General features: G+C 68.2%; 16 protein-coding genes. 7 read left to right on the top strand and 9 right to left on the bottom strand.

Going from position 1 to position 23,179, the window contains the following annotated elements; translation table 11 throughout:
- The first annotated feature begins 2 nt into the window (after positions 1-2).
- From E2493_RS09620 to E2493_RS09605, 4 genes are all read left to right on the top strand, one after another.
- On the top strand, positions 3-3,230 hold the full coding sequence (locus tag E2493_RS09620; protein ID WP_135086144.1) for an efflux RND transporter permease subunit: 3,228 nt from the start codon (positions 3-5) through the stop codon (positions 3,228-3,230).
- Complete coding sequence (locus tag E2493_RS09615) at positions 3,230-4,636, top strand: efflux transporter outer membrane subunit (protein WP_135086142.1); 1,407 nt, start codon at positions 3,230-3,232, stop codon at positions 4,634-4,636. The genes E2493_RS09620 and E2493_RS09615 overlap by 1 nt, the downstream gene beginning before the upstream one ends.
- Positions 4,637-4,733: 97 nt before the next feature.
- On the top strand, positions 4,734-5,219 hold the full coding sequence (locus tag E2493_RS09610) for an EF-hand domain-containing protein (RefSeq protein ID WP_135086140.1): 486 nt from the start codon (positions 4,734-4,736) through the stop codon (positions 5,217-5,219).
- A gap of 107 nt (positions 5,220-5,326) precedes the next feature.
- Complete coding sequence (locus E2493_RS09605; protein ID WP_135086138.1) at positions 5,327-6,781, top strand: AMP nucleosidase; 1,455 nt, start codon at positions 5,327-5,329, stop codon at positions 6,779-6,781.
- 57 nt (positions 6,782-6,838) lie between these two features.
- On the opposite strand, the gene E2493_RS09600 is transcribed toward E2493_RS09605, so the two are convergent.
- Positions 6,839-8,590 (bottom strand): bifunctional metallophosphatase/5'-nucleotidase, encoded by a 1,752-nt coding sequence (locus tag E2493_RS09600; RefSeq protein WP_225421311.1) that lies wholly within the window; start codon positions 8,588-8,590, stop codon positions 6,839-6,841.
- A 97-nt stretch (positions 8,591-8,687) separates the two neighbouring features.
- On the opposite strand from E2493_RS09600, the gene E2493_RS09595 reads away from it, so the two are divergent.
- Entirely contained in the window at positions 8,688-9,134 is a 447-nt protein-coding gene (locus E2493_RS09595) for a cytidine deaminase (protein ID WP_135086134.1), read from the top strand.
- A 36-nt stretch (positions 9,135-9,170) separates the two neighbouring features.
- On the opposite strand, the gene E2493_RS09590 is transcribed toward E2493_RS09595, so the two are convergent.
- From E2493_RS09590 to E2493_RS09575, 4 genes are all read right to left on the bottom strand, one after another.
- On the bottom strand, positions 9,171-10,115 hold the full coding sequence (locus E2493_RS09590; protein WP_135086132.1) for an isopenicillin N synthase family dioxygenase: 945 nt from the start codon (positions 10,113-10,115) through the stop codon (positions 9,171-9,173).
- Positions 10,116-10,182: 67 nt separating this feature from the next.
- Positions 10,183-11,436 carry a NupC/NupG family nucleoside CNT transporter gene (locus E2493_RS09585; RefSeq protein WP_135086130.1) on the bottom strand — a complete coding sequence of 418 codons (1,254 nt, stop codon included), beginning with the start codon at positions 11,434-11,436 and terminating at the stop codon, positions 10,183-10,185.
- Positions 11,437-11,467: 31 nt separating this feature from the next.
- On the bottom strand, positions 11,468-12,037 hold the full coding sequence (locus E2493_RS09580; protein ID WP_135086128.1) for an LOG family protein: 570 nt from the start codon (positions 12,035-12,037) through the stop codon (positions 11,468-11,470).
- A complete protein-coding gene (locus E2493_RS09575; RefSeq protein ID WP_225421307.1) occupies positions 12,034-13,017 on the bottom strand; it encodes an adenosine kinase in 984 nt (327 codons plus the stop codon). Before E2493_RS09575 ends, E2493_RS09580 begins: the two co-directional genes overlap by 4 nt.
- A gap of 76 nt (positions 13,018-13,093) precedes the next feature.
- Between E2493_RS09575 and E2493_RS09570 the strand changes: the two genes are divergently transcribed.
- Positions 13,094-13,753 carry a queuosine precursor transporter gene (locus E2493_RS09570; protein ID WP_135086125.1) on the top strand — a complete coding sequence of 220 codons (660 nt, stop codon included), beginning with the start codon at positions 13,094-13,096 and terminating at the stop codon, positions 13,751-13,753.
- Positions 13,754-13,934: 181 nt separating this feature from the next.
- Positions 13,935-16,448 carry a TonB-dependent receptor gene (locus E2493_RS09565; protein WP_135086123.1) on the top strand — a complete coding sequence of 838 codons (2,514 nt, stop codon included), beginning with the start codon at positions 13,935-13,937 and terminating at the stop codon, positions 16,446-16,448.
- A 108-nt stretch (positions 16,449-16,556) separates the two neighbouring features.
- Here E2493_RS09565 and E2493_RS09560 read toward each other — a convergent pair whose 3' ends face one another.
- The 4 genes from E2493_RS09560 to E2493_RS09545 form a co-directional block, all read right to left on the bottom strand.
- Positions 16,557-16,916, bottom strand: a complete 360-nt coding sequence (locus tag E2493_RS09560) for a DUF6491 family protein (protein WP_135086121.1) — start codon at positions 16,914-16,916, stop codon at positions 16,557-16,559.
- Between the two features lie 76 nt (positions 16,917-16,992).
- Positions 16,993-18,522: an MFS transporter gene (locus E2493_RS09555; RefSeq protein WP_135086119.1), complete on the bottom strand. Its 1,530-nt coding sequence runs from the start codon at positions 18,520-18,522 to the stop codon at positions 16,993-16,995.
- Positions 18,523-18,551: 29 nt separating this feature from the next.
- Positions 18,552-20,054, bottom strand: a complete 1,503-nt coding sequence (locus E2493_RS09550) for a tryptophan halogenase family protein (RefSeq protein WP_135086117.1) — start codon at positions 20,052-20,054, stop codon at positions 18,552-18,554.
- A gap of 69 nt (positions 20,055-20,123) precedes the next feature.
- Positions 20,124-22,967 carry a TonB-dependent receptor gene (locus E2493_RS09545; protein ID WP_225421306.1) on the bottom strand — a complete coding sequence of 948 codons (2,844 nt, stop codon included), beginning with the start codon at positions 22,965-22,967 and terminating at the stop codon, positions 20,124-20,126.
- Positions 22,968-23,179 lie beyond the last annotated feature (212 nt).

The raw sequence follows: 23,179 nt of genomic DNA, 5'->3' as shown, positions 1-23,179 counted from the left end.
CGATGAACATCTCCAAGTTCTTCATCGAGCGCCCGATCTTCGCGGCGGTGATCTCGGTCTTCATCGTGCTGATCGGCGCCTTCTCCTACCCGCAGCTCTCGCTGTCGCAATATCCGGAGATCGCGCCGCCGACGATCAGCGTCAGCGCCTTCTACCCCGGCGCCTCGGCCGAGACGATGTCGGAGACGGTCGCCGCGCCGCTCGAGCAGGAGATCAACGGCGTCGAGGACATGCTCTACATGACCTCGTCCTCGACCTCTTCGGGCCAGAGCAACATCACGGTCACCTTCAAGCCCGGCACCGATCTCGATGCGGCGCAGGTGCTGGTCCAGAACCGCGTCGCGCTCGCCGAGCCGCGCCTTCCGGAGCAGGTGCGCCAGGTCGGCGTCACCGTCGCCAAGCAATCGTCGGGCTTCCTGATGATCGTGGCTTTGACCTCGACCGACCCTGCCCTCGATATCGACTATATCGGCAATTACGCCAACTCGAACCTGCGTGACCGCCTGCTCCGCCTCGAGGGCGTCGGCGGCGTCCAGGTGTTCGGCGGCGGCAATTACTCGATGCGCATCTGGATCGATCCGGACAAGGCCGCCGCGCGCAACCTCACCGCCGGCGAGATCGTCACGGCGCTGCGCACCCAGAACGTGCAGGTCGCCGGCGGCGCCGTCGGCCAGCCGCCTTACGGCTCGGGCAATCCCGCCTTCCAGCTGCCGATCCAGGTGCAGGGCCGCCTCAGCGACCCGCAGCAATTCGCCGACGTCGTCATCAAGACCGATCCGTCGGGCGCGATCACCCGCATCCGCGACATCGGCCGGGTCGAGCTCGGCAGCCAAGAATATGGCATCGAAGGCTCGTTCAGCGGCCGCCGCGGCGTTGCGCTCGCGATCATCCAGCAGCCCGGCTCCAACGCCCTCGATGCGGCCGAGCTGGTGCTGAACGAGGTCGAGGCGGCGTCCAAGGACTTCCCGCCAGGCATCGTCTACTCGATCCCCTACAACCCCACCGAATATGTCGCGGCCTCGGTCGAGGCGGTGCAGGAAACCCTGCTCGAGGCGATCGTGCTGGTCATGATCGTGGTGCTGGTCTTCCTCCAGACCTGGCGCGCGGCGGTGATCCCGATCATCGCCATCCCGGTGGCGCTGATCGGCACCTTCGCCGTCCAGCTCGCCCTCGGTTTCTCGATCAATTCGCTGTCGCTGTTCGCGCTCGTGCTCGCCGTCGGAATCGTCGTCGACGACGCGATCGTCGTGGTCGAGGCGGTGGAGAAGCACATACGCGAGGGCCTGACGCCGCGCGAGGCGGCCCACCGCACGATGCGCGAGGTGTCGGGCGCGCTGATCGCCATCGGCCTGGTGCTCACCGCGGTGTTCATCCCGACGGCGTTCGTCTCGGGCATCCCCGGCATCTTCTACCGCCAGTTCGCCGTGACGATCGCCGCCGCGTCGGTGATCTCGCTGCTGGTCTCGCTCACCCTCTCGCCGGCGATGGCCGCATTGCTCCTCAAGCCGCACAAGGCGCACGAGGAAGAGCACGGCGCCCGCTGGATGCGTCCGGTGCGGGTCGCCGCGGCCAAGTTCAACGCCGGTTTCGACTGGCTCTCGGATCGCTACGGCCGCACCACCGGCAGCTTGGTCCGCAAGTCGACGATCATGCTGATCCTCTACGCGGGTCTCCTCGGCCTCACCGGCTGGCGGCTGATGGCGACGCCCACCGGCTTCATCCCGGAGCAGGATCAGGGCGTGCTGATCGGCGTCGTCCAGCTGCCGCCGGGCTCGTCGCTCGAACGGACCAGCGCGGTGCTCAACCAGGCCTACAAGATCGCCCGCGAGACCGACGGCGTGGTCGACGGCGCGGTGTTCGCCGGCCTCGACGGCGCCAGCTTCTCCCAGGCGTCGAACGCGGGCACGATGTTCATCCGCCTCGCCGACTGGGGCGAGCGCAGCGACAAGGGCGGCCAGACGGCGAACGACCTGTCGCAGCTGATCACCGGCAAGGTCGCCGGCGCGATCCAGGGCGCCCAGGTCTTCTTCATCGCCCCGCCGGCGGTGCCGGGCCTCGGCACCGGCAACGGCTTCACGATGATGCTGCAGGACCGCTCCGGTGCCGGCTACAAGGCGCTGGAGGGCCTCACCTTCCAGATGATGGGTGCGGCCGCGCAGACTCCGCAGGTCACCCAGGTCTTCTCCTTGTTCAACACCGGCTCGCCGCGCATCGAGGCGGATGTCGACCGCGATCGTGCCCAGCTGCTCGGAGTCCAGCCGCAGCAGGTCTACGAGGCGCTCGGCACCTATCTCGGCTCGACCTACGTCAACGACTTCAACCTGCTCGGCCGCACCTTCCGCGTCACCGCCCAGGCGGAGCCCGCGGCGCGCGACGATCTCGCCGATATCGGCCGCATCCAGGTGCGCTCGTCGAGCGGCTCGATGGTGCCGCTCTCCTCGGTTGCGACGCTGCGCAACGACAGCGGCCCGTCGCGCGTCGTCCGCTACAACATGTTCCCGGCGGTCGAGCTGCAGGGACAGGCGGCGCCCGGCGTTTCCTCGGGCGCAGCGCTGCAAGCGATGGAGGGCCTGGCGGCAAAGACCCTGCCGGCCGGCTTCAGCTACGAATGGACCGGCCTCGCCTTTCAGGAGAAGGACGCGGGGAGCAGCTCCGTGCTCGTCTTCCTGCTCGCGGTGGTCTTCGTCTTCCTGGTGCTTGCCGCCCAGTACGAGGCGCTGACGCTGCCGCTCGCGGTGATCCTGATCGTGCCGATGTGCATCCTCGCCGCGCTGGTCGGTGTCGGCCTGCGCGGGATGGACAACAACATCCTCACCCAGGTCGGCCTGGTCGTGCTGGTCGCGCTGGCGGCGAAGAACGCCATCCTGATCGTCGAATTCGCCAAGCAGGCCGAGGAAGAGCGCGGCATGGATCGCTTCGAGGCGGCGGTGACGGCGGCGCGCCAGCGCCTGCGGCCGATCCTGATGACGAGCTTCGCCTTCATCTTCGGCGTGCTGCCGCTCGCCATCGCCGTCGGCCCGGGCGCCGAGATGCGCCAGGCGCTCGGCACGGCGGTGACCTTCGGCATGCTCGGCGTCACCATCTTCGGCCTGATCTTCACGCCGATCTTCTACGTCGTGACCCGCGGCCTCACCCGCTTCTTCCCCAAGAAGCGCGCGCCGGAAAATGTCTACCCAACCTCCTACGGCGGCACGGCGCACGATCCGTTGCCCGGAGAGGCGAACAGCTGATGACCAAGACGCTCATGGCCGCGGCGAGCCTGCTCGCCCTCGCCGCCTGCACCACCGTCGGCCCCGACTATCAGTCGCCGGCCCCCACCGCCCCGGCGCAGAGCGGCTTCGTCGGCGCCGCCTCCCCGGCCTTCACCGGCGACGAGCCGCCGGGGCGCTGGTGGAGCCTGTTCGACGATCCGGTGCTCGACCGGCTGATCGAGCAGGCGCTGACCGCCAACACCGATCTGCGCGTCGCCTCGGCCAACCTCGCCCAGGCCCGGGCGACGCTGCGCGAGACCCGCGCCGGCCGCCTGCCCTCGACCAGCGTCGCGGGCGGTGCGACCTACGCCAACCAGCCTGGCCCCGGCGGCGCCGACCTCACCTTCGATGCGGGCCTCGACGTCGGCTACCAGCTCGATCTGTTCGGCCGCATCCGTCGCGGCATCGAGGCGAGCCGCGCCGACGTCGGCGCGGTCCAGGCGGCGTTCGACGTCGCCCGCGTCAGCGTCGCGGCCGAGACGGCGCGCGCCTACGCAGACGCCTGCAGCGCCGGGCGCCAGCTCGCGGTGGCGCAGGAGAGCGTCCGCATCCAGGAGCAGACCTTCGACCTCACCCGCCGCCTCGTCGAAGGTGGCCGCGGAACCGCGCTGGAGACCGGCCAGGCCGGCGCCCAGCTCGAACAGACCCGGGCCCAGATCCCGACGCTGGAAGCGCAGCGCCAGACCGCGCTCTATCGTCTGTCGGTGCTCACCGGGCGCCCGCCGGCGGAGTTCCCGCGAGAGGTCGCCGCCTGCGCGACGCCGCCGGCGCTCGGCCGCCCGATCCCGGTCGGCAGCGGCGCAAGCCTGCTCGCCCGTCGCCCCGATATTCGCGCGGCCGAGCGCGAGCTCGCCGCGGCCACGGCCCGGGTCGGCGTCGCCACGGCCGAGCTCTACCCCGACATCCGGCTCGGCGGCTCGATCGGCTCCACCGGCACCGCCGGCAATCTGCTGTCGAGCTCGGGCTTCCGCTTCGGTCTCGGGCCGCTGATCAGCTGGACCTTCCCGAACACCGCCGTCGCCCGCGCGCGCATCGCCCAGGCCGAGGCCGGCGCGGACGCGGCGCTCGCCCGCTTCGACGGCACCTGGCTGGGCGCGCTCGAGGAGACCGAGAGCGCCCTCACCCGCTACGCCACCGAACTCGACCGCGTCGCCATCCTGCGCCGCGCCCGCGCCAGCAGCGCCGAGGCGGCCCGGGTCGCGCGCCTGCGCTACCGGGCGGGCCGCGAGTCGTTCCAGATCGTCCTCGACGCCGAGCGTTCGCTCGCCCAGACCGAGACCGCGCTCGCCCAGGCGGAGGCGCAGCTCTCCGACAATCTGGTCACCGTCTTCCTCGCGCTGGGCGGCGGCTGGGAGGAGGCTCCCGCCGTCGCGGCCGCGTCCTGATACATCTTGCGACACTTTTCGCCCGATCGGCGGAAAGTCCAGCGACAGGCCCGCTTCATCTCCTGACCGCACCGAAGGTGCGGGAAGGAGATCGACGATGACGAGGAAGAAGACCCTGCTGCTCGCGGGCGGCGGCGTTGCGGGCGTGCTCGCGGCCGCTGCGGCAGCGTTCGCCCTGGCGCCGGAGCGGGGCCCGGGCGCGGCCGATCTGAACAGGGACGGCCAGATCACCGCGGCGGAGATCGGCGCCGCCGCCGCGGCGAGATTCGCCGAGGCCGATGCGAACAAGGACGGCCGGCTGACCGGCGACGAGCTGCCGCGCCGCGGCCGCGGTCACCACCGCGGTGCGGAACGCGACGGTGCGGCGCCGACGGCGGGAATCGGACCGGGTGCAGGCCCGGTCGCCGCAGCGCCCCGCCGCCCCGGTCTCGACGCGGACGGTGACGGCACGGTCACCCCGGGCGAGTTCGAGCAGGGCTTTCGGCGGCGCCTCGGCCGGGCGGACTCGAACGGCGACGGCACGATCTCGGCCGCCGAGCTTGCCGCGGCCCGGGAGAAGCGCCGCGGCCACGGCCGGCACTGAGCCTCGCGAGGGCAGCCGGGCCTTTCGGGAACGGCTGCCCTCCCCCTTGGTTCGTTCCGGAGCGGCGGCGGGCTTGCCAAGGGCGGTGCGACAGGACAGTGAAGGCCATGACTCGCATCGAAGATATCCCCGGCATCATCGCCGAGCTCATCGAGACCTACGACCAGTCGGTGAGCAGCCTGCGGAAGGCGCTGGCCCATTACCTCAAGAACGGTGAGCGCCCCCATCTCGACGCCCGCGCCGCCGGCCTGTTCGCCTATCCGGAGCTGCGCATCCATTATCGGCTGGACAGCACGCCGAAATTCCCGGGCCGCGCCTTTGGCCGGCTCAACCAGCCGGGCGTCTATGCGATCAGCATTGCGCGCCCGCACCTCTTCCGCAAATACCTGGCCGAGCAGCTCGGCTATCTCGTGCGGGACTATGACGTCGAAGTGACCGTCGGCCGCTCGGCCAGCGAGATCCCTTACCCTTATGTGCTCGACGGCACCGACGATCTCCGGCTCGACGGTGCGCACGCCGCCGATCTCAGCCGCTGGTTCCCGACCACCGAGCTCGCCCATATCGGCGACGAGATCGCCGACGGCGCCTGGGATCATAATTCCCATCCCGCCCGGCCGCTCGCTCTGTTCGACGGCCCCCGGGTCGATTTCAGCCTCGCGCGGCTGCGCCACTACACTGGCACCCCGTCCGAGCACACCCAGCGCTACCTGCTGTTCACCAACTATGTCCGCTATGTCGATGAATTCGTCCGCTGGGCGATCGAGGAGCTGCGCCGCGAGGACTCGCCCTACGAGGCGCTGTCGGCACCGGGCGGCGTGTTCATCACCCGCGACACCGAAGGCGCCGAGGGCAAGGTCGCGGCGGGCGCATGGCGCAAATACCAGATGCCCGCCTACCATCTGATCGCCGCCGAAGGTCGCGGCATCACTTTGGTCAACATCGGCGTCGGGCCCTCCAACGCCAAGACGATCTGCGACCATCTCGCCGTGATGCGGCCCGAGGCCTGGCTGATGATCGGCCATTGCGGGGGCCTCAGGCCCAGCCAGACGATCGGCGACTATGTCCTTGCCCACGCCTATCTGCGCGACGATCACGTCCTCGACGACGTCCTGCCGATCGAGATCCCGATCCCGGCGATCGCCGAGATCCAGCAGGCGCTGTACGACGCCGCGGCGCAAGTGAGCGGCGAGGAGCCGGGCGAGCTCAAGCGCCGGCTTCGGACCGGCACCGTCGTCACCACCGACGACCGAAACTGGGAGCTGCGCTACACCCAGTCCGCGCGTCGCTTCAATCAGTCGCGCGCCGTCGCGATCGACATGGAATCGGCCACCGTCGCCGCCCAGGGCTACCGCTTCCGCGTGCCCTACGGCACCCTGCTCTGCGTCTCCGACAAGCCGCTCCACGGCGAGATCAAGCTGCCGGGCCAGGCCAACGCCTTCTACGAGCGGGCGATCAGCCAGCATTTGAGGATCGGGATCGAGACCCTGCGCATCCTCAAGCGCGAAGGCGCCACCCTCCACTCGCGCAAGCTGCGCAGCTTCGACGAGCCCCCCTTCCGGTAAGGCCGGAAGAAAACCTCCAGATCCAAATTCATCCCCTCCCACAGGGAGGGGAGATACTCAGCGCTTTGCCACGCGGTCCGTCTTGGGCGGCACGATCGGCTGCGACCTGGAGAGGTAGGCGACCAGCGCATCGAGATCCTGCGCCCCGCCGACCTGGTTGGTGCCCTCGCGAAACGCAGTGAAATTGTCGCCGCCGCTGGCGAGGAAATTGCTCATCGCGACGCGGTAGACCCGTTCGTGCTCGAGCGGCTTGCCGTTCACCGTGACGTCGAGGATGCGCTGCCCCGCCGGGCGGCTGAGATCGTAGGCGTAATGCAGGCTTGCCGACGGATTGAGGAAGTTCGGGTGGTCGGCCGTGTTCGTGCCGCTGTCGAACTGCTGCTCCAGGATCGCGCGGATCTGGCGCCCGGTGAAGCTCTTCACCATCAGCGTGTTGCCGAACGGCTGGACGGCGAAGACCTGGCCGTAGGTGATCGTCCCGTCGGCGGCGGGGACGAGATCGGCCCGGACACCGCCGGCGTTCATGAAGGCGATCTCGGCGCCGCCGGCTTCGGGCGCGCGCGTCGCGGCGAGCTGTGCGTCGGCGATCAGATTGCCCAGCACCTGCTCGCCCCATTCGGTCTCCGCCTTGGTCGCCGGCGCGGTCAGCCGGCCGACGCGCTCGGCGGCGACCGGCGCGGCGGCCGCCGAATAGCGCGCGACGAGCGACGCCACGTCCTGACGCGACGAGAAATGCGGATAGAGATCGGACACCGGATAGTCGCCGCGCGCGTTGCTGAACGGCTCGCCCTGGACGATGATGTTGTCGGCTTTCTTGGCGATCACCCGGCCGGTGCGCGGGTCGATGGTCAGATCGAGATCGGTCATGATCGTGCCGCCGTAACCGGCGCTGGTCAGCAGGAACGGACGATCCTTGTTCACCTTCCCGTAGTCGCAGACATAGGCGACATGGGTGTGGCCGGAGATGACCACGTCGACGGCGGGATCGAGCCGGTCGAGGATCGGCAGGATGTCGCCGGAAAGCCCGCCGCAGCTTTTGTCGTTGAACGGCACCTTGGTGTAGGCGCCCTGGTGGATCAGCACGACGATCGCGTCGGCGCCTTCCGCCTTAAGCTGCGGGATCAGGGCGTTGGCGGTGTCGGCCTCGTCGGCGAAGGTGAGGCCCGCGACCCCCGCCGGGGTGACGAGCGACGGCGCCTCCTTCAGGGTCAGGCCGATGAACGCCACCTTCACCGCGCGCGCGCCGCTGCCGAACGTCTTGATGCCGTAGCTCTGGACCAGCGGCGCCCCGGTCTCGGTCAGCGTGTTGGCCGAGAGGAAGGGGAAGCTGGCGCCGGCGAAATCGGCGTCGACCCGGCAAGGCTGGCGCGGCGTGTGCTTCTCGCAGCCGCCGTTCTGCATGCGCAGCAGCTCGGACCGGCCCTTGTCGAATTCGTGATTGCCGAGCGCGTTGTAGTCGATCCTGATCAGGTTCATCGCGGCGATCGTCGGCTCGTCGAGAAACAAGGCCGAGACCAGCGGCGAGGCACCGATCATGTCTCCGGCCGACACCACGGCGTTGTTCGGGTTCTCGGCGCGCAGCCGATCGACCGCCGAGGCGAGATAGGCGGCGCCGCCGGCCGGCACGCGCACGCTCGCGCCCACTGCGCCCGGAGCCTCGACGTTGAGCTTCCCGGCCTCGAGATTCCCGTGGAAGTCGTTGAGGCCGATGATCTTCACCGTCACCGCACCGGTCTCGCCGCCGTTCGGCGTGGTGCAGGCGGACATTGCGAGCAACGACGCTGCCGCGAGGAAAAGCTTCAACCGCATCTCGAATCCTTCCAGGAGCTGTGGCCCGTCACTGGCATGCGCCCGGCAGCCTGTCATCAGCCTCGCCCTATGCGCGGCGCCGCTCTATGACGCCGCCATGACCAAAGACCCCCTCATCGAACGCGCCCGCGCTGCGGCGCTCGGCGCTTATGCGCCTTACTCCCGCTTCAGCGTCGGCTGCGCGATCGAATCGGTCGACGGCGCGATCGCCGTCGGCGCCAACATGGAGAATGCCTGCTACCGGCTGGGAATCTGCGCGGAGCTCTCCGCGCTGGCGGCCGCGCAGCAGGCCTTCGGGCTGGAGAACATCGCGCGGATCGCCGTGACCGGCGGCCACGTCGGAGACGACGGGGCGCTCGCCGGCGACGCGGTGGTGACGTCCTGCGGCGGCTGCCGCCAGTCGATCCTCGAGGCGGCGCAGGTCTCGGGTCGCGACCTGGAGGTGATCGCCTCCAACGGCAACGGCACCGAGACGCGCAGCAGCCGCATCTCGGAGCTGATCCCGCACGGCTTCGGCCCGGCCAATCTCAAGGACGCCGGCTAAGCGGTTCGTCCCTGAGCCGAGCTCGGGGACGAACGATCAGACCAGTTTGATCTCGCGCAGACGCTGCAGCAGGAAATCGTGCGCGGTAATCGGCTCGGGATAGAGGTTCGGCCGCTCGTCCGAGATGCAGCTCGGCAGCGTCTCGATAAGATAATCGGGACGGAAGTGGAGGAAGAAGGGCATTGAGTAACGCGAATGCCCGCGCCGCTCGGCCGGCGGATTGACGACGCGGTGCGACGTCGATTTCAGCACGTTGTTGGTCAGGCGCTGGAGCATGTCGCCGATGTTGACGACCAGCTCGCCCTCCTTCGGCGAGACCGGCAGCCACTCGCCGTCGCGGTCGAGGAGCTGGAGGCCGGCTTCCTCGGCGCCGAGCAGCAGGGTGATGGTGTTGATGTCCTCGTGCGCGCCGGCGCGCACGCCCGGCGCATCGCCCGAGACCGGCGGGTAATGGAGCAGGCGGAGGACCGAATTGCCGTCCTCCACCGTGTCCTCGAAGAAGTCCGGCCGGAGGCCGAGATGACGGGCGATCGCCTCGAGGATGCGCAGCCCCGCGGTGTCGAAGGCGGCGAACAGCTCAAGGAAGGTGTCGCGGAAGCTGTCGACTTCCTTGGGCCAGACGTTCGGCGCCATCACCTCGGCGAAGCGGTGGCCTTCCGGCAGCTCGCGGCCGACGTGCCAGAATTCCTTGAGGTCGTGCGCGGTCGCGCCCTTGGCGGTCTCGATGCCGAACGGCGTATAGCCGCGCGCGCCGCCGCCACCGGCGATGTGATAGCTCCGCTTCACCTCCTCCGGCAGTGCGAAGAAGGCGCGCGCCTTGGCTTCGGCGCGGGCGATGAGATCGGCCGGGATACCGTGATCGGCGATGATGGCGAAGCCGTAGCGCTCGAACGACTCGCCGAGCTCCCGGGCAAAGCCCTCGGGGTCGGTGCGCGACGCATTGAGCGAGACGGAAGCGATGGATCTTGCGAGAGTGCTCATGCCGCTCGCTTTAGCTCCATCTTCCACGCGCGTCACCTGCGGCGCATGCCGGATTGACGCGCGCCGATCAGGGCAGAAGCAGGCCGGCCAGCGCCGCGCTCATCAAATTGGCGAGCGATCCCGCGATCAGCGCCTTGATGCCGAGGCGGGCGATCACCGGCCGCTGGTTGGGCGCCAGGCCGCCGGTCACCGCCATCTGGATGGCGATGGAGCTGAAGTTCGCGAAGCCGCACAGAGCGAAGGTGACGATCGCGCGGCTGCGCTCCGAAAGCTCGGCCATCTTGCCGAGGTCGATGAACGCGACGAACTCGTTCAGCACCAGCTTGGTGCCGAACAGGCCGCCGGCCTGCTGCGCCTCGTTCCACGGCACGCCGATCAGATACATGATCGGCGCGAACACCTGGCCGATCAGATATTGGAAGCTGAGGTTCGGATAGCCGAACCAGCCGCCGATCCCGCCGAGCAGGCCGTTGGCGAGCGCCACCAGCGCGACGAAGGCGAGCACCATGGCGCCCACCGCAACGGCAAGCCGGACGCCGGTCTGTGCGCCCTGCGACGCGGCCATGATCACGTTCGCCGGGCGCTCGCCCTCCTCGAACGTCTCGATCTCCACCTTCTGGTCGGTCGGAGTATCGCCGAGCGGCAGCTCGTCGCTCTTCGGTTCGTCCGGCATCATGATCTTGGCCATCAGGATGCCGCCCGGCGCGGACATGAACGCGGCCGCGAGCAGATAGGGAAGCGCGCCCGGGCCGAGCAGCGACGCATAAGCGGCGAGGATGGTGCCGGCGACTCCGGCCATGCCCACCGTCATGACGGTGAAGAGCTGAGCCGGGGTGAGGCTGGCGAGATAGGGGCGGATCACCAGCGGCGACTCGCTCTGCCCGACGAAGATGTTGGCGGCGGCGCTCAGCGACTCGACGCGGCTGATGCCGGTGACCATGCCGATCGCGCCGCCCACCCAGCGCACGATCCGTTGCATGACGCCGAGATAATAAAGGATCGCGACCATCGAAGCGAAGAAGATGATCACCGGCAGCGCGCCCAGCGCGAACGTGTTGGCGAGCGGGTTGCTCTCCTTGGGGCCGAAGAGGAATTCGGTGCCCTGGTTGGCGTAGCCGAGCAGGTTGGCGACGCCGGTCGAGAGCGAGTTGATCCCGGCCCTGCCCCAGCTGGTGTAGAGGACGAGCACCGCGATCCCGGCCTGCAGCGCGAAGGCGGCGGAGACCACGCGCAAGCGGATCGCCCTGCGGTTCGAAGACAGCAGGAATGCCAGAGCGAGGATGAGCGCCATCCCCGCAATCCCCATCAGAATACGATTCATCGGCCCCTCGCCCCTTGTTCCCCGCCGGTCTTCACCAGACCATCTTTCTTTCGGATGCCCCCGAGGCGCTGTCCAGCAGATCGAGCGCCTCGCCGATGCTGTCGCCGACGAGCAGCTGCGCACGGCGCGCCGGCGACATGAAGCCGTTGGCCGTGACGCCATCGAGGAAGCCGATCATTCCGTCCCAGAAGCCGTTGACGTTGAGCAGAGCAAACGGCTTGGCGTGATAGCCGAGCGCGTTCCACGTCCAGGCCTCGAACAGTTCGTCGAACGTGCCGATTCCTCCCGGCAATGCGACGAAGGCGTCGGTGAGCTCGGTCATCTTCGCCTTGCGCTCGTGCATCGAGGTCACGGTGTGGAGCTCGGTCAGCCCCTGGTGGGCGACTTCCAGGTCGGTGAGCGCCTGGGGAATGACTCCATAGGCCTTACCGCCGGCGCCGAGGACGGCGTCCGCGACGACCCCCATCAGGCCCAGGCGGCCGCCGCCGTAGACGAGGTCCACGCCGCGCCGCGCCATTTCCTCGCCCAGCGCACGTGCGGTGTCCGCGAACGCGGGGTCGGTTCCCATGCTGGAGCCGCAATAGACCGCGAGTCTCTTCATGCCATCAATGCCTTCAGATCCGCTTCGGGGCGGGCGCCGAAGTGGGAGATGATTTCGGCCGCCGCGATCGCGCCCCGCCGGAGGCACTCCTCGAGCGGCCGCTCCAGCGCCTGGCCGGAAAGGAAGCCCGCGGCGAACAGATCGCCCGCGCCCGTCGTGTCGACCACGCGCTCCACCGGCGCCGCCGGCACCGCGACACGGCGGCCGTTCTCCACGGCGACCGCGCCGCGCTCGCTGCAGGTGCAGACGATCAGCGGCACCTTGTCCTGCAGCGCGGCGAGCGCCGGATCGAAGGCGTCGATGCCGGCGAGCGCCTTCACCTCCGCCTCGTTGGCGAACAGCATGTCGATGGCGCGCGCCTGGATCAGATCGAGGAAGCTGTCGCGCCGCTTGGCGATGCAGGCGATGTCGGAGAGAGTGAAGGCGACCCTGCGGCCGGCGGCATGGGCGATCTCGATCGCCCGCTCCATCGCCGCGCGCGGGGAGTCGGGAACCCAGAGATAGGCTTCGAGATAGAGGATCGCCGAGTCGCGGATCTGCTGCTCGTCGAGCGCCGAGACCGAAAGGCTGTGCGACGCGCCCGGAGAGGTGTTCATCGTCCGCTGCCCGTCGGGCGTGACCAGGATCAGGCAGCGGCCGGTCGGCTCGTCGGTGTCGCACGGCGGAGTGGTGAACTCGACGCCGAGCGCGCGGATGTCGTGCGCGAAGATCTCGCCCAGCTGATCCCGGGCCACCTGCCCGACGAAGCCGGCCCTGCCGCCCAGCGCCGCAATCCCTGCCATGGTGTTGGCGGCCGATCCGCCGCTCGTTTCGCGCGCCTGCCCCATGTGGGAATAGAGGCGAGTCGCCTCGGCGGCGTCGATGAGCCTCATCGAGCCTTTCGGGAGCCCCTCCTCTTGCAGGAAAGCATCGTCTGCGGTGGCGATGACGTCCACGATCGCGTCGCCGATCGCAAGGACGTCCAGTCTGAAGTCTGTCACGCGCGCCTGATGGCCCGAACCGCGCGCGACGGAAAGCTCTTTTTGCGAGCCGCCAAAGCGGTTACGCAACGCGCCCATGGCAACGACATCCCCGCCGGCAATCGCCCGCTCGCTCTTCATCTTCACCGTCCTCTACGGCGGCATGGTCTGCATCGCAGGCGTGCTCGGCGCGAAGCAGGTGGCGCTCGGGCCGCTCGCGGTCGAGGCAGGGATTTTCCCTTTCCTCCTGCTCGTCGTGCTCGGCAGCACCGTCGCGGAGCTTCACGGGCCGGACACGGCGAACCGCCTCGTCCGCTTCGGCTTCATTCCGCTGCTGACCTCGATCGCGCTGATCTGGCTCGTGCTGCAGCTTCCCACCGACCAAGGCATGTACGAGCCGGCCAAGGAGGCCTTCCCGATCATTTTGGGACAGAGCTGGCGGCTGATGGCGGCGGGAATCATCGCCTACGGCGTGTCGCAATTCCTCAACGTCTTCATCTTCTCGAAGCTCATGGGCTCCGGCGGCAGCGGCGGCCTGTGGCTCGCCGGCCGCGCCGCCATCGCCAGCGCGCTCTCGCAGATCGTCGACACTCTGATCTTCATCACCGTGTCCTTCTACGGCGTGCGGCCGATCGGCGATCTGATCCTCGGCCAGGCGCTCGCCAAGGTCGTTCTCAGTGTGGTTCTGGTGCCACTGCTGATCACTCTTTTGGTCGCTGCCGGAAGGCGTCTGGACGACAAAGCCGCGCACGACTAAGGGGCCGCGCAAGGTTCCTTCAGGACAAGCGACTCGCCACCCCTCGGCTGCAGTGCGGCAGATGGGTGACGGTTTGTCACAGAAGCGCAACCTGGCGGGGCTAGCGGATTGCGAGCGCCGCTAAGGCGCAATATCGGTTATGCACGGGAAGCCCGCGAGGGCCTCGGGTAGGGGAATTCAAATGAACAAGTTCACGCTGCTTTGCGCGACGACCGCGCTCATCATGCCTGCGGCCGTCATGGCGCAGTCCACCGGCTCGGTGGATTTCGAGGAAGAGGCGATCGTCGTCACCGGCAGCCGTCAGACCGACGTCGCCGGTGTGCAGGTTCCGGAGACTCCGAAGGCGAAGGCCGTTCTCACCGACGAGTTCATTCAGCGCCAGACCCCTGGCCAGACCGTCAACGACATCATCAACCAGCTCCCGGGCGTCAGCTTCACCAACAACGATCCGTTCGGCTCGGCCGGCGGCACGCTGACCATCCGCGGTTTCGACGCGACCCGCATCTCGCAGACCTTCGACGGCCTGCCGCTGAACGACTCGGGCAACTACGCCCTCTATTCGAACCAGCAGGTCGATCCGGAGCTGATCGAGCAGGTCAACGTCAACCTCGGCTCGACCGACGTCGACAGCCCGACCGCCGCGGCCTCGGGCAGCACCGTGAACTACCGCACGCGCCAGCCGTTCGAGGAGTTCAACGTGCGCATGGTCGGCTCGGCCGGCTCGTACGATTTCTTCCGCACCTTCGTCGCGATCGACACCGGCAACTTCACCTCGTTCGGCACCCGCGCGTTCGTCTCGGCCAGCCAGGCGACCAACAACGCCGTGTTCGGCAACCGCGGCAAGATCGAGAAGCGCCAGTTCAACGCCAAGATCTACCAGCCGTTCGGCGACAATGGCGATTTCGTCTCGCTCGGCGGCCACTACAACCGCAACCGCAACAACTTCTTCGGTTCGATGCCGCTGCGCCTCGATCCGGACCGCGTCGTCGGCTCGCTCTCCAGCCAGCGCTTCCCGGCCAATGCCGACGAGCGTGACTACACCGTCGCCCGCTGCCAGGTGGCGGCCGCTCGCCCGGGTCTCGCCGACACGGCGAACACCTGCGGCACTGCCTTCGACGAGCGCTACAACCCGTCGAACACCGGCAACGTCCGCCTGAACTCGCGCTTCACCCTGGCCGAGGGCCTCATCCTCACCGTCGATCCGAGCGTGCAGTTCACCAGCGCGAACGGCGGCGGCACCGCCACCGGCCGTGAAGGCCCCGGCGATCTCGCCCCGGGCGCCGCGGTGTTCAACTCGTTCGGCTACATCGGCGGCAGCCCCTATTACGGCCGCGATCTCAACGGCGACGGCGACACCCGTGACCAGGTCACCGTGCTCGCGCCGAGCCAGACCAAGACCCGCCGCTACGGCGTGATCGCCTCGCTGCGCTACGACATCAATGACGATCACACGGCGCGCGTCACCTACAGCTGGGACCGTGCCCGCCACCGCCAGACCGGCGAGACCGGCCTGCTGCAGCCGAACGGCGAGCCGTTCGACGTCTTCCCGGTCAACGACCCGCTCACCGACGTGAACGGCAACGTTCTCCAGAAGCGCGACCGCCTCTCCTACGCGATCCTCCATCAGGTGGGTGCAGAGTATCGCGGCGAGTTCCTGGACAGCCGCCTGGTCGTGAACGCCGGCCTTCGTGCGCCGTTCTTCACGCGTGACCTGACCAACAATTGCTTTACGTCGAGCGCGACGGGCTTTGTCGAGTGCTTCGGCACCAACACCACCGCTGAGGCGAATTACGCGGCGCTCAACCCGACGGTCCAGGGCCCGCAGAACCGCAAGCTGAAGTACGACGCGATCCTGCCGAACGTCGGCTTCATCTTCGATCTGACCGACAGCCTGAGCACCTTCGCCAATTACTCGAAGGGCATCCAGGTCCCGGGCACGGACAATCTGTACAACGCCTTCTTCTTCCCGGCGAACACGCCGTCGGCGCGTCCGACCCCGGAGACGACGAACAACTTCGACGCCGGCTTCCGCTACCGTCAGCGCGGCCTGCTGGCTCAGATTTCGGGCTGGTACACCGCGTTCAAGGATCGTCTCGCCTCGGCCTACGATCCGGAGACCGATCGCACCGTCTACCGTAACCTCGGCGACGTCGAGAAATATGGTGTCGACGCCAGCGTCTCGTACGAGTTCATCCCGAACCAGCTCTCGGTCTACGCCTTCGGTTCGTACCTGTGGTCGAAGATCAAGGACGACGTGCAGAGCGGCGTCGGCGCCGGCGGCGTGCCGATCTTCATCGACACGTCGGGCAATCGCGAGGGCGGCGCTCCGAAGTACACCTTCGGCGGTCGCGTCCAGGGTCGTCTCGGCCCGGTCGAGCTCGGCGTTCAGGCCAAGCGCACCGGCCCGAAATTCGTCAACGACGCCAACCTGCCGATCGTGCAGACCGTCGGCGGCGTGGTTCGCGAGGTCTATCCGGCCAAGACCCCGGCCTACACGATCGTCGACCTCGACGTTCGCGTGCCGCTGGGCTTCGCCGGCCTCAGCGACGAGACCTTCTTCCAGCTGAACGTGACGAACCTGTTCGACAAGTTCTACGTCGGCGGCTTCACCGCCAACCTGGAGAACAATCGCGTCCCGAACGCGCAGATCGGCGCGCCGCGCGCGGTGATCGGCTCGATCAACATCGGCTTCTGATGTCGCTCGGCCGGCCCGTTGGGGCCGGCCGGCTCGACCAGCAAAAAGGCCCGTCCGGTCTCCCGGGGGGCCTTTTTCGTTGAGGCGTAGCGCCGGCCGCGAAGCGGGTCAGCCGTTCTGCTTCTTGGGCGGGGGATCGGACCGGGTGATGCTCTTCACCGGACAGCGCATGCCTTCGGCAAGGAGCGTGCTGAAGCGATCGAGCTGGTCCGGCCCTCTGGTGTCGAAGCCCAGGCTGTTGGCGGTCTGCAGCCGCGGACACGGCCCTTGGGTCCGCACCTGGTACCACTGCCCGCCGGAACCGTGGATGTAGACCAGGTCCTCCTCGCCGCCGTAACGGAAGTTGAGGATGCCGTTGCTCCTGATGAACGGGATCGTCGTCTCTCCGGACGCCATCTCCGCCGGCGGCGTCTCGGCGGCGCACCCCGCCAGAACGATCGCCAAAGCCAGCCCAGCTGCTTTCACCATGTCCGCTCTCCTTCGTGACACAGAACCCGCAACATGGCGCTAGGCTCCACGCGTTGCAATCGTCCGCGTGCGTGCCTTAGCGCCGCTCCGCTTCCCCTCCCGTCACGCGCAGCATTGCCGCCGCGGCGAGCAGCAGCATTCCGGCGGCAAAGGCCATCGTCCAGATCGGCTCGTCCGGGAAGAAGCGCTTCATGATCGAGCCCATGACGGTGGCGACCAGCAGCTGCGGCACGACCACGAAGACGTTGAATAGACCCATGTAGATGCCGAGCTTGCGCTGCGGCAGGCTCGAGGCGAGGATCGCATAGGGCATCGCCAGGATCGACGCCCAGGCGATGCCGACCCCGATCTCGCTGACCAGCAGGAGAATCGGATTCTCGAACAGGAAGAAGCTGGCGAAGCCGGCCGCGCCGCAGAGCAGCCCGACGATGTGCGTCCGCGCCTGGCCGAGGCGGGCGGAGAGCAAGGGGAGCAGCGCCAGCGCTGCCACCGCGGCAACGCCGTTGTAGACGGCGAACAGGACGTTCACCCAATTCGCCCCCTCCTGGTAGAGCGGGCTGGCCGCGTTCGCGGCGCCGAAGAAGTTCCGGGTGACGATCGGCGTCGTGTTGATCCACATGATGAACAGCGCCGACCAGCTGAAGAACTGGACGAGCGCCAGCCGCTTCATCAGCGGCGGCATGCCGGAGAAATCGCCGACGATGCTGCTCAGCATGTTGGCTCCGCGGCCCCGCCGCGCCAGCGCGATCGCGGCGGCGCTGGCCACCCCGTAGGCGGCGAGCAGGCCGCCGAGCAGGTAGACTTCCTTTTCGAGGCCGAGCTCCTGGACTGCGAAAACGATGAGGACGCCGGCCGCAATCCAGCCGACCGATTGGCCGTAGCCGCGTCCTGCCAGCCCCGTCTCGCTCGCGCCAGCCTCCACGACGGCGCGGTCGAAGCCGGTCATCTCGTCCGGGCTGTATTCGCGGGTGCTGAGCACCGTCCAGAGCACCGAGAGGAACAAGGCGGCGCCGCCGAACCAGAAAGCGATGCGCACCGTGTCCGGTATCTGTCCCGGCGGCGCGACGTTCGAGACTCCGGCCTGTTCGAGCAGCCAGGGGAAGATCGATCCGAACACCGCCCCGGCGCCGATGAAGGCGGTCTGTACGGCATAGCCGGCGCTGTGCTGGTCCTTGCGCAGCATGTCGCCGACGAAGGCGCGGAACGGCTCCATCGAGATATTGAGCGACGCGTCGAGCACCCACAGCATCACAGCGGCGAACAAGAGGACGGGCGCGAGCGGCATCAGGAACAGAGCGAGCGCCGCGAGGATCGCCCCGGTCAGGAAATAGGGACGCCGCCGCCCGAGCCGGCCCAGCCAGGTGCGGTCGCTCATGTGGCCGATGATCGGCTGGACCAGCAGCCCGGTGAGCGGCGCCGCGACCCACAGCGCGGGAAGATTGTCGATCTCCGTGCCGAGCGTCTGGAAGATCCGGCTCATGTTGGCGTTCTGAAGCGCGAAGCCGATCTGGATGCCGAAGAAGCCGAACGAGATGTTCCACAGGCTGCGCCAGCCGAGCTTCGGCTTTTCCGTCCCGGCGATCGCCGTCTCCCCTGCGCTGGCCATATCTTCTCCTTCTCCCCTCTCAGGCGCTTTCATCGGCGCGGCGCCGCAGCGCAGCGCTGCGCGACATAATCGGCATGATCCACCATCCGGCCGGCGACGTGCCCCGCATGACTACTTGCCAGCGACAGGAACTCCCGCAGCTGCTCCGGCGCGAGCCGGTCCGCCAGCGGATGGTAGGACACAGGATCGATCCCCTGCCCCAGCATCACCTGGAGCCAGCCGACTTCGGTGAACAGTTCCTCCTCCGTGCGGAAGATGCGGCCGCCGGCGCGAAACAGCGCGATCTTCTCGGTGAGACTCGCCGGTATCTCCATCTCGCGGCACGCCCGCCAGAGCGGCTCGTCGCGTCCGTTGGCGTGATAATGGAGGATCAGGAAGTCGCGGATCGACTCCCACTCGCGCGCGGTCTGGCGGTTGAACTCGGCCGCATAGGACGGGTCGATCGCGCCGCCGGGAAGAAGCTGGAGCAGACGGGCGATCCCGGCCTGAACGAGGTGGATGCTGGTCGATTCCAGCGGCTCGAGGAACCCCGCGGCGAGGCCGAGAGCCACGCAATTGCCGCGCCAGGCCTCGCGGCGGCGTCCGGCGACGAAGCGCAGGCGCCGCGGCTCGGCGAGCGCCTCGCCGTCGAGGCCGGCGAGCAGGGTCGCTTCGGCTTCGTCGTCGGAGACGTGGCGGCTCGAGTAGACATAGCCGTTGCCGGTGCGGTGCTGGAGCGGGATGCGCCACTGCCAGCCGGCCGCCTTGGCCGTGGCGCGCGTACAGGGCGTCAGCGGGCGAACCGGCGCGCAGGGCACGGCCAGCGCGCGGTCGCAGGGCAGCCAGCGCGACCAGTCCTCGAACCCCGTCTCGAGCGCCTCGCCGAGCAGCAGGCTGCGAAAGCCCGAGCAATCGACGAAGAAATCACCCTCGATGCGCTGCCCGCCGGCGAGGGTCACCGCCTCGACGAAGCCGTCCTCTCCGCGCCTCGCCACGTCGGCGATCCGCCCCTCGATCCTGCGCGCCCCCCGTGCCTCGGCATAACTCCGAAGATAGGCGGCGTAGAGCGAGGCGTCGAAGTGGAAGGCATAAGCGATGCCGCTCGGCAGCCCCGATTCGTTCGGCCTCGCGAACCGGTTCGCGTTCGCGGCCAGTGCCGAGGGGGAATAATCCCACAGTCCTTCCGCAGCGCCTTCGGCGCGGGCGCGCAGCCAATAATGGTGGAAGGCGATCAGGCCGAGCGGGCGTCCGATCGAGCCGAAGGCGTGGATGTAGCTTTGTCCCGGCGCCCTCCAGCCGTCGAACGCGATGCCGAGCTTGAACGTGCCCTGTGTCGCCCGCAGGAACTCGTCCTCGTCGATGCCGAGTCCGTCGTTGAACAGGCGGATCTGGGGGATCGTCGCCTCCCCGACCCCAACGGTGCCGATCTCGTCCGATTCGACCAATCGGATATCGAACGGAGGCCCGAGGAACCGCGCGAAGGCGGCTGCGGCCATCCAGCCGGCGGTGCCGCCGCCGACGATGACGATGCTGCGAACCGCCCCATCAGCCATGCCGACCGCTCCCCCGCCGCTGCGCCCCCGTCTTCTCGCCGAGAAGACGGGGTTCCGACAAGCGCGTGATCAGAACTTGAAGGTGAATCCGGCCAGGAAGCGGCGGCCGTAGCGCTGAAAATCGATGACGCGCAGCCGCTCGCCCGGATCGAAGGTGACGAACGGCTCGTCGGTGAGGTTCTGCCCCTGGAGGAACAGGGACAGCCCCTCGAGCGACGATCCCGGCTGGAAATCGTAACCGATCTGCGCGTCGACGATCGTCTCGGACGCCGCGCGGCGCCGCGTGCGTGCCGCGCCGAAGCCTGAGACCTCGCCGACGAACGAGGAGCGGTAGCGGACGCTCGCCCGGGCCGAGAAGCCCCATTTCTCGAAGAAGGCAGTGCCGTTCGCCACCCACTTGGAATAGCCCGGGATGTCCTCCGGATCCTCGCCCGGCGTCGGCTCGATCTGGGTCTTGGTGTAGGACAGGCCGCCGGTCACGCCGAAGCCGTCGAGCGCATTGGCGAAGACGCTGAACGGCAGGGTTGCCGCCAGCTCGGCGCCGTAGAGGCTGCCGCCGGTGCCGTTGATCGGCACGTTCACCTCCACGCTCGGGGCGAGGACGATGCCGCTGCCGGGATTGGCCAGCGTCAACTCGGACGTCGGGATCTCGACGTCCTGGTTGTAGATGTAGGTCTTGAGATCCTTGTAGAAGAGCTGCAGCGCGACATAGCCCTGGTTGCCGAAATACTTCTCGAACGTCAGGTCGAAAGCGTTGGCGCGCCACGGACGCAGCTCGGGATTGCCGCTCCGCCCGGTGGCGAACGCCACCGCCGGCTGCGGGCCGGCCGGGCCGTCCGGATCGACGATCGTGTAATCGAAGCTCAATGAGGCGCGCATGTCGTCGAGCCGCGGCCGGATGATCTCGCGCGCCGCGCCGGCACGGATCACGAAGTCGCTGGGAAAGCGCAGCGACAGGTTGAGGCTCGGCAGCACGTCCACGTAATCGACGCTCGACCGGCGCTGCGTCGCGCCGATGTTGGGCGATCCGTTCGGATTGGTGCCGAGGAAGGTCGCGGTCGCGCCGTTCGAATTCTGGCCGGTCCAGATTGCCTGCACGCCGAAATTTCCGGTCAGCAGGCTCGAGCCGAGCTCGGCGTCGATGTCGGCCTGCCAATAGGCGGTCATCAGCTTCTCGCTGATGTCGTAGGACTTCACGACCACGTCGCCATAAGGGTTGGGGACGAGCTGGTAGATGCCCGCCTCGAGCAAGGCGACCGGATCGTAGCTGATCACCGGCCCGAGGCCGAGATAGGTGAGATCGGTCGTCCCCAGCTGATATTGCGACGGAACGGCGACGCTGGTCAGCCCGTCCGTGTTGGCGACGAGGCCGAGGAACGCCTCGTCGGGCGTCAGCGCCTTGGTGCGATCGGTGTAGTTGAGGCCGGCGCGGATGCCGCCGAGGAAGCCGTCGAGCTCCTTCTCGACCTCCATCCGATATTGCCACAGCTCGTCTTCGATGATCCGGTTGTTGTAATAGCCGTCCTGGCCGCCGCGGATTCGGCGTCCGTCGACCGCGGTCTGATCGCCGCCCCAGCCGAGCGGGCTGGTCAGCAGGATGGTGTTGTAGTCGCCGTAATTGAGCTGGTGGCTGAAGCGCGTACCGTTGGCGTCGCTCATGAAGCCGATCGTGTCGGTCGCGCCCACGCCGGCGCCGCGGCCGGTGCCGGCGTTGCTTTCCAGCACCAGCTCGTTGCGGTCGGTCTTCGACATGCTGACGTCGAACGTCGCGTTCCAGCCGTCGTCGCCTTCATATTTGCCGTTCCAGCCGAACGAATAGAGCTTGGCGTGACGCTGGAAGGCGTCGTTGCGCACCACGCCCTCGACGTTCGAGTAGGTGCCGGAGGTGACGAAGCCGTCGCTCGCCGTTGCGCCCGAGAGCGGCGCGCCGCCGAAGGCGAGCGGAAGCTCGACGCCGCGCTTGATCTGGTCGTCCTTGAAGTCGGAATAGAAGCCGTCGATGCTCGTCGTGAACTGCGGCGCCGGCTGCCACTCGAGCGTGCCCTGCAGGCCGAGCCGCTTGAGCTGGGTCGAGGTGACGTAGGATTTGGAGCCGCCGATCACGACCGGCGGCCCGGCCGGCGTGGTGCCGGCATAGCCCCAGGCGTTGAACTCCTGGATCTGGTACGGCTCGTCGAGATAGGAGGCGGAGAGCACGACGCCGATCGTGTCGTTGGCGAACTGGTCGACGTAGGTGCCGTTGACCCGCCAGCCATATTTGTTCGAATCGACGTTGAGCTTGCCGAGGTCGGCATAGGTGCCGCGGCCGCCGACCGAGATCGCACGTCGTCCGAAGGCAAGCGGACGGATGGTGCGCAGATCGACCGTGCCGGAGAGACCCTGGCCGACCAGCGAGGCCATCGGCGTCTTGTAGACCAGCACCTGGCTCATGATCTCGGACGGATATTGATCATATTCGACCGCGCGGTTGTCGCCGGTCGACGTCTGCTCGCGGCCGTTCAGCAGGGTCGTCGAGAAATCCGGCGCGAAGCCGCGGATCGAGATCGCATTGGAGCGTCCGGACACGCGCTGGGAGGTGAGGCCGGGAAGGCGCGCGATCGATTCGGCGATCGACACATCGGGCAGCTTGCCGATATCCTCGGCCGAGATCGACTCGACGATCTGGTCGCGCTCCTTCTTCTCGACCACCGCATTCTCCAGCGAGCGGCGGAAGCCGGTGACGAGGATCTCGCCCTGATCCTGCGGATCGGCTGAGGCGAGATCGACGTCGTCCGCCTGCCCCGCCGGATCGACCGTTCCGTCCGGGCGCCTCTGATCCTGCGCGAGGGCCGGAGTCGCTCCGCCGAGGGCGAGCGCGACGAGGGCGGCGCCGGCCATCAGCGTGCGGCGGCGGGTGTCGGTCGAGTTGGTCATGCGGGTCCCTCCAGTTTCCGACCGCCGAATGCCCCCACTCGCGCGGCCCTTGTGCATCAAGACAGGCGCGCATCCCTGCGCTCCTGCCACTCTCCTTCGCCGGGCGGGATGACCCTGCAGCAGCGAGAGGCCGCGATGGACTCGCGGTCGGCTCTTCCGCAAATTACTGCAAACTATTGCCGCGAATCGCAAGCGGCAATTTTCGGAAGCCG

This window comes from Sphingomonas parva (ex Maeng et al. 2020) (genome assembly GCF_004564275.1).
Taxonomy (GTDB): Bacteria; Pseudomonadota; Alphaproteobacteria; order Sphingomonadales; family Sphingomonadaceae; genus Allosphingosinicella; species Allosphingosinicella parva.
The sequence above is the reverse complement of the archived record's forward strand: the minus strand, read 5'-3'. Positions and strand labels throughout refer to the sequence as shown.

What these genes read in the sequence shown, in the direction of transcription:
- E2493_RS09620 (WP_135086144.1), top strand. Translation starts at nt 3, where the DNA reads ATGAACATCTCCAAGTTCTTCATCGAGCGCCCGATCTTCGCGGCGGTG.
- E2493_RS09615 (WP_135086142.1), top strand. Translation starts at nt 3,230, where the DNA reads ATGACCAAGACGCTCATGGCCGCGGCGAGCCTGCTCGCCCTCGCCGCC.
- E2493_RS09610 (WP_135086140.1), top strand. Translation starts at nt 4,734, where the DNA reads ATGACGAGGAAGAAGACCCTGCTGCTCGCGGGCGGCGGCGTTGCGGGC.
- E2493_RS09605 (WP_135086138.1), top strand. Translation starts at nt 5,327, where the DNA reads ATGACTCGCATCGAAGATATCCCCGGCATCATCGCCGAGCTCATCGAG.
- E2493_RS09600 (WP_225421311.1), bottom strand. Translation starts at nt 8,590, where the DNA reads ATGCGGTTGAAGCTTTTCCTCGCGGCAGCGTCGTTGCTCGCAATGTCC.
- E2493_RS09595 (WP_135086134.1), top strand. Translation starts at nt 8,688, where the DNA reads ATGACCAAAGACCCCCTCATCGAACGCGCCCGCGCTGCGGCGCTCGGC.
- E2493_RS09590 (WP_135086132.1), bottom strand. Translation starts at nt 10,115, where the DNA reads ATGAGCACTCTCGCAAGATCCATCGCTTCCGTCTCGCTCAATGCGTCG.
- E2493_RS09585 (WP_135086130.1), bottom strand. Translation starts at nt 11,436, where the DNA reads ATGAATCGTATTCTGATGGGGATTGCGGGGATGGCGCTCATCCTCGCT.
- E2493_RS09580 (WP_135086128.1), bottom strand. Translation starts at nt 12,037, where the DNA reads ATGAAGAGACTCGCGGTCTATTGCGGCTCCAGCATGGGAACCGACCCC.
- E2493_RS09570 (WP_135086125.1), top strand. Translation starts at nt 13,094, where the DNA reads ATGGCAACGACATCCCCGCCGGCAATCGCCCGCTCGCTCTTCATCTTC.
- E2493_RS09565 (WP_135086123.1), top strand. Translation starts at nt 13,935, where the DNA reads ATGAACAAGTTCACGCTGCTTTGCGCGACGACCGCGCTCATCATGCCT.
- E2493_RS09560 (WP_135086121.1), bottom strand. Translation starts at nt 16,916, where the DNA reads ATGGTGAAAGCAGCTGGGCTGGCTTTGGCGATCGTTCTGGCGGGGTGC.
- E2493_RS09555 (WP_135086119.1), bottom strand. Translation starts at nt 18,522, where the DNA reads ATGGCCAGCGCAGGGGAGACGGCGATCGCCGGGACGGAAAAGCCGAAG.
- E2493_RS09550 (WP_135086117.1), bottom strand. Translation starts at nt 20,054, where the DNA reads ATGGCTGATGGGGCGGTTCGCAGCATCGTCATCGTCGGCGGCGGCACC.
- E2493_RS09545 (WP_225421306.1), bottom strand. Translation starts at nt 22,967, where the DNA reads ATGACCAACTCGACCGACACCCGCCGCCGCACGCTGATGGCCGGCGCC.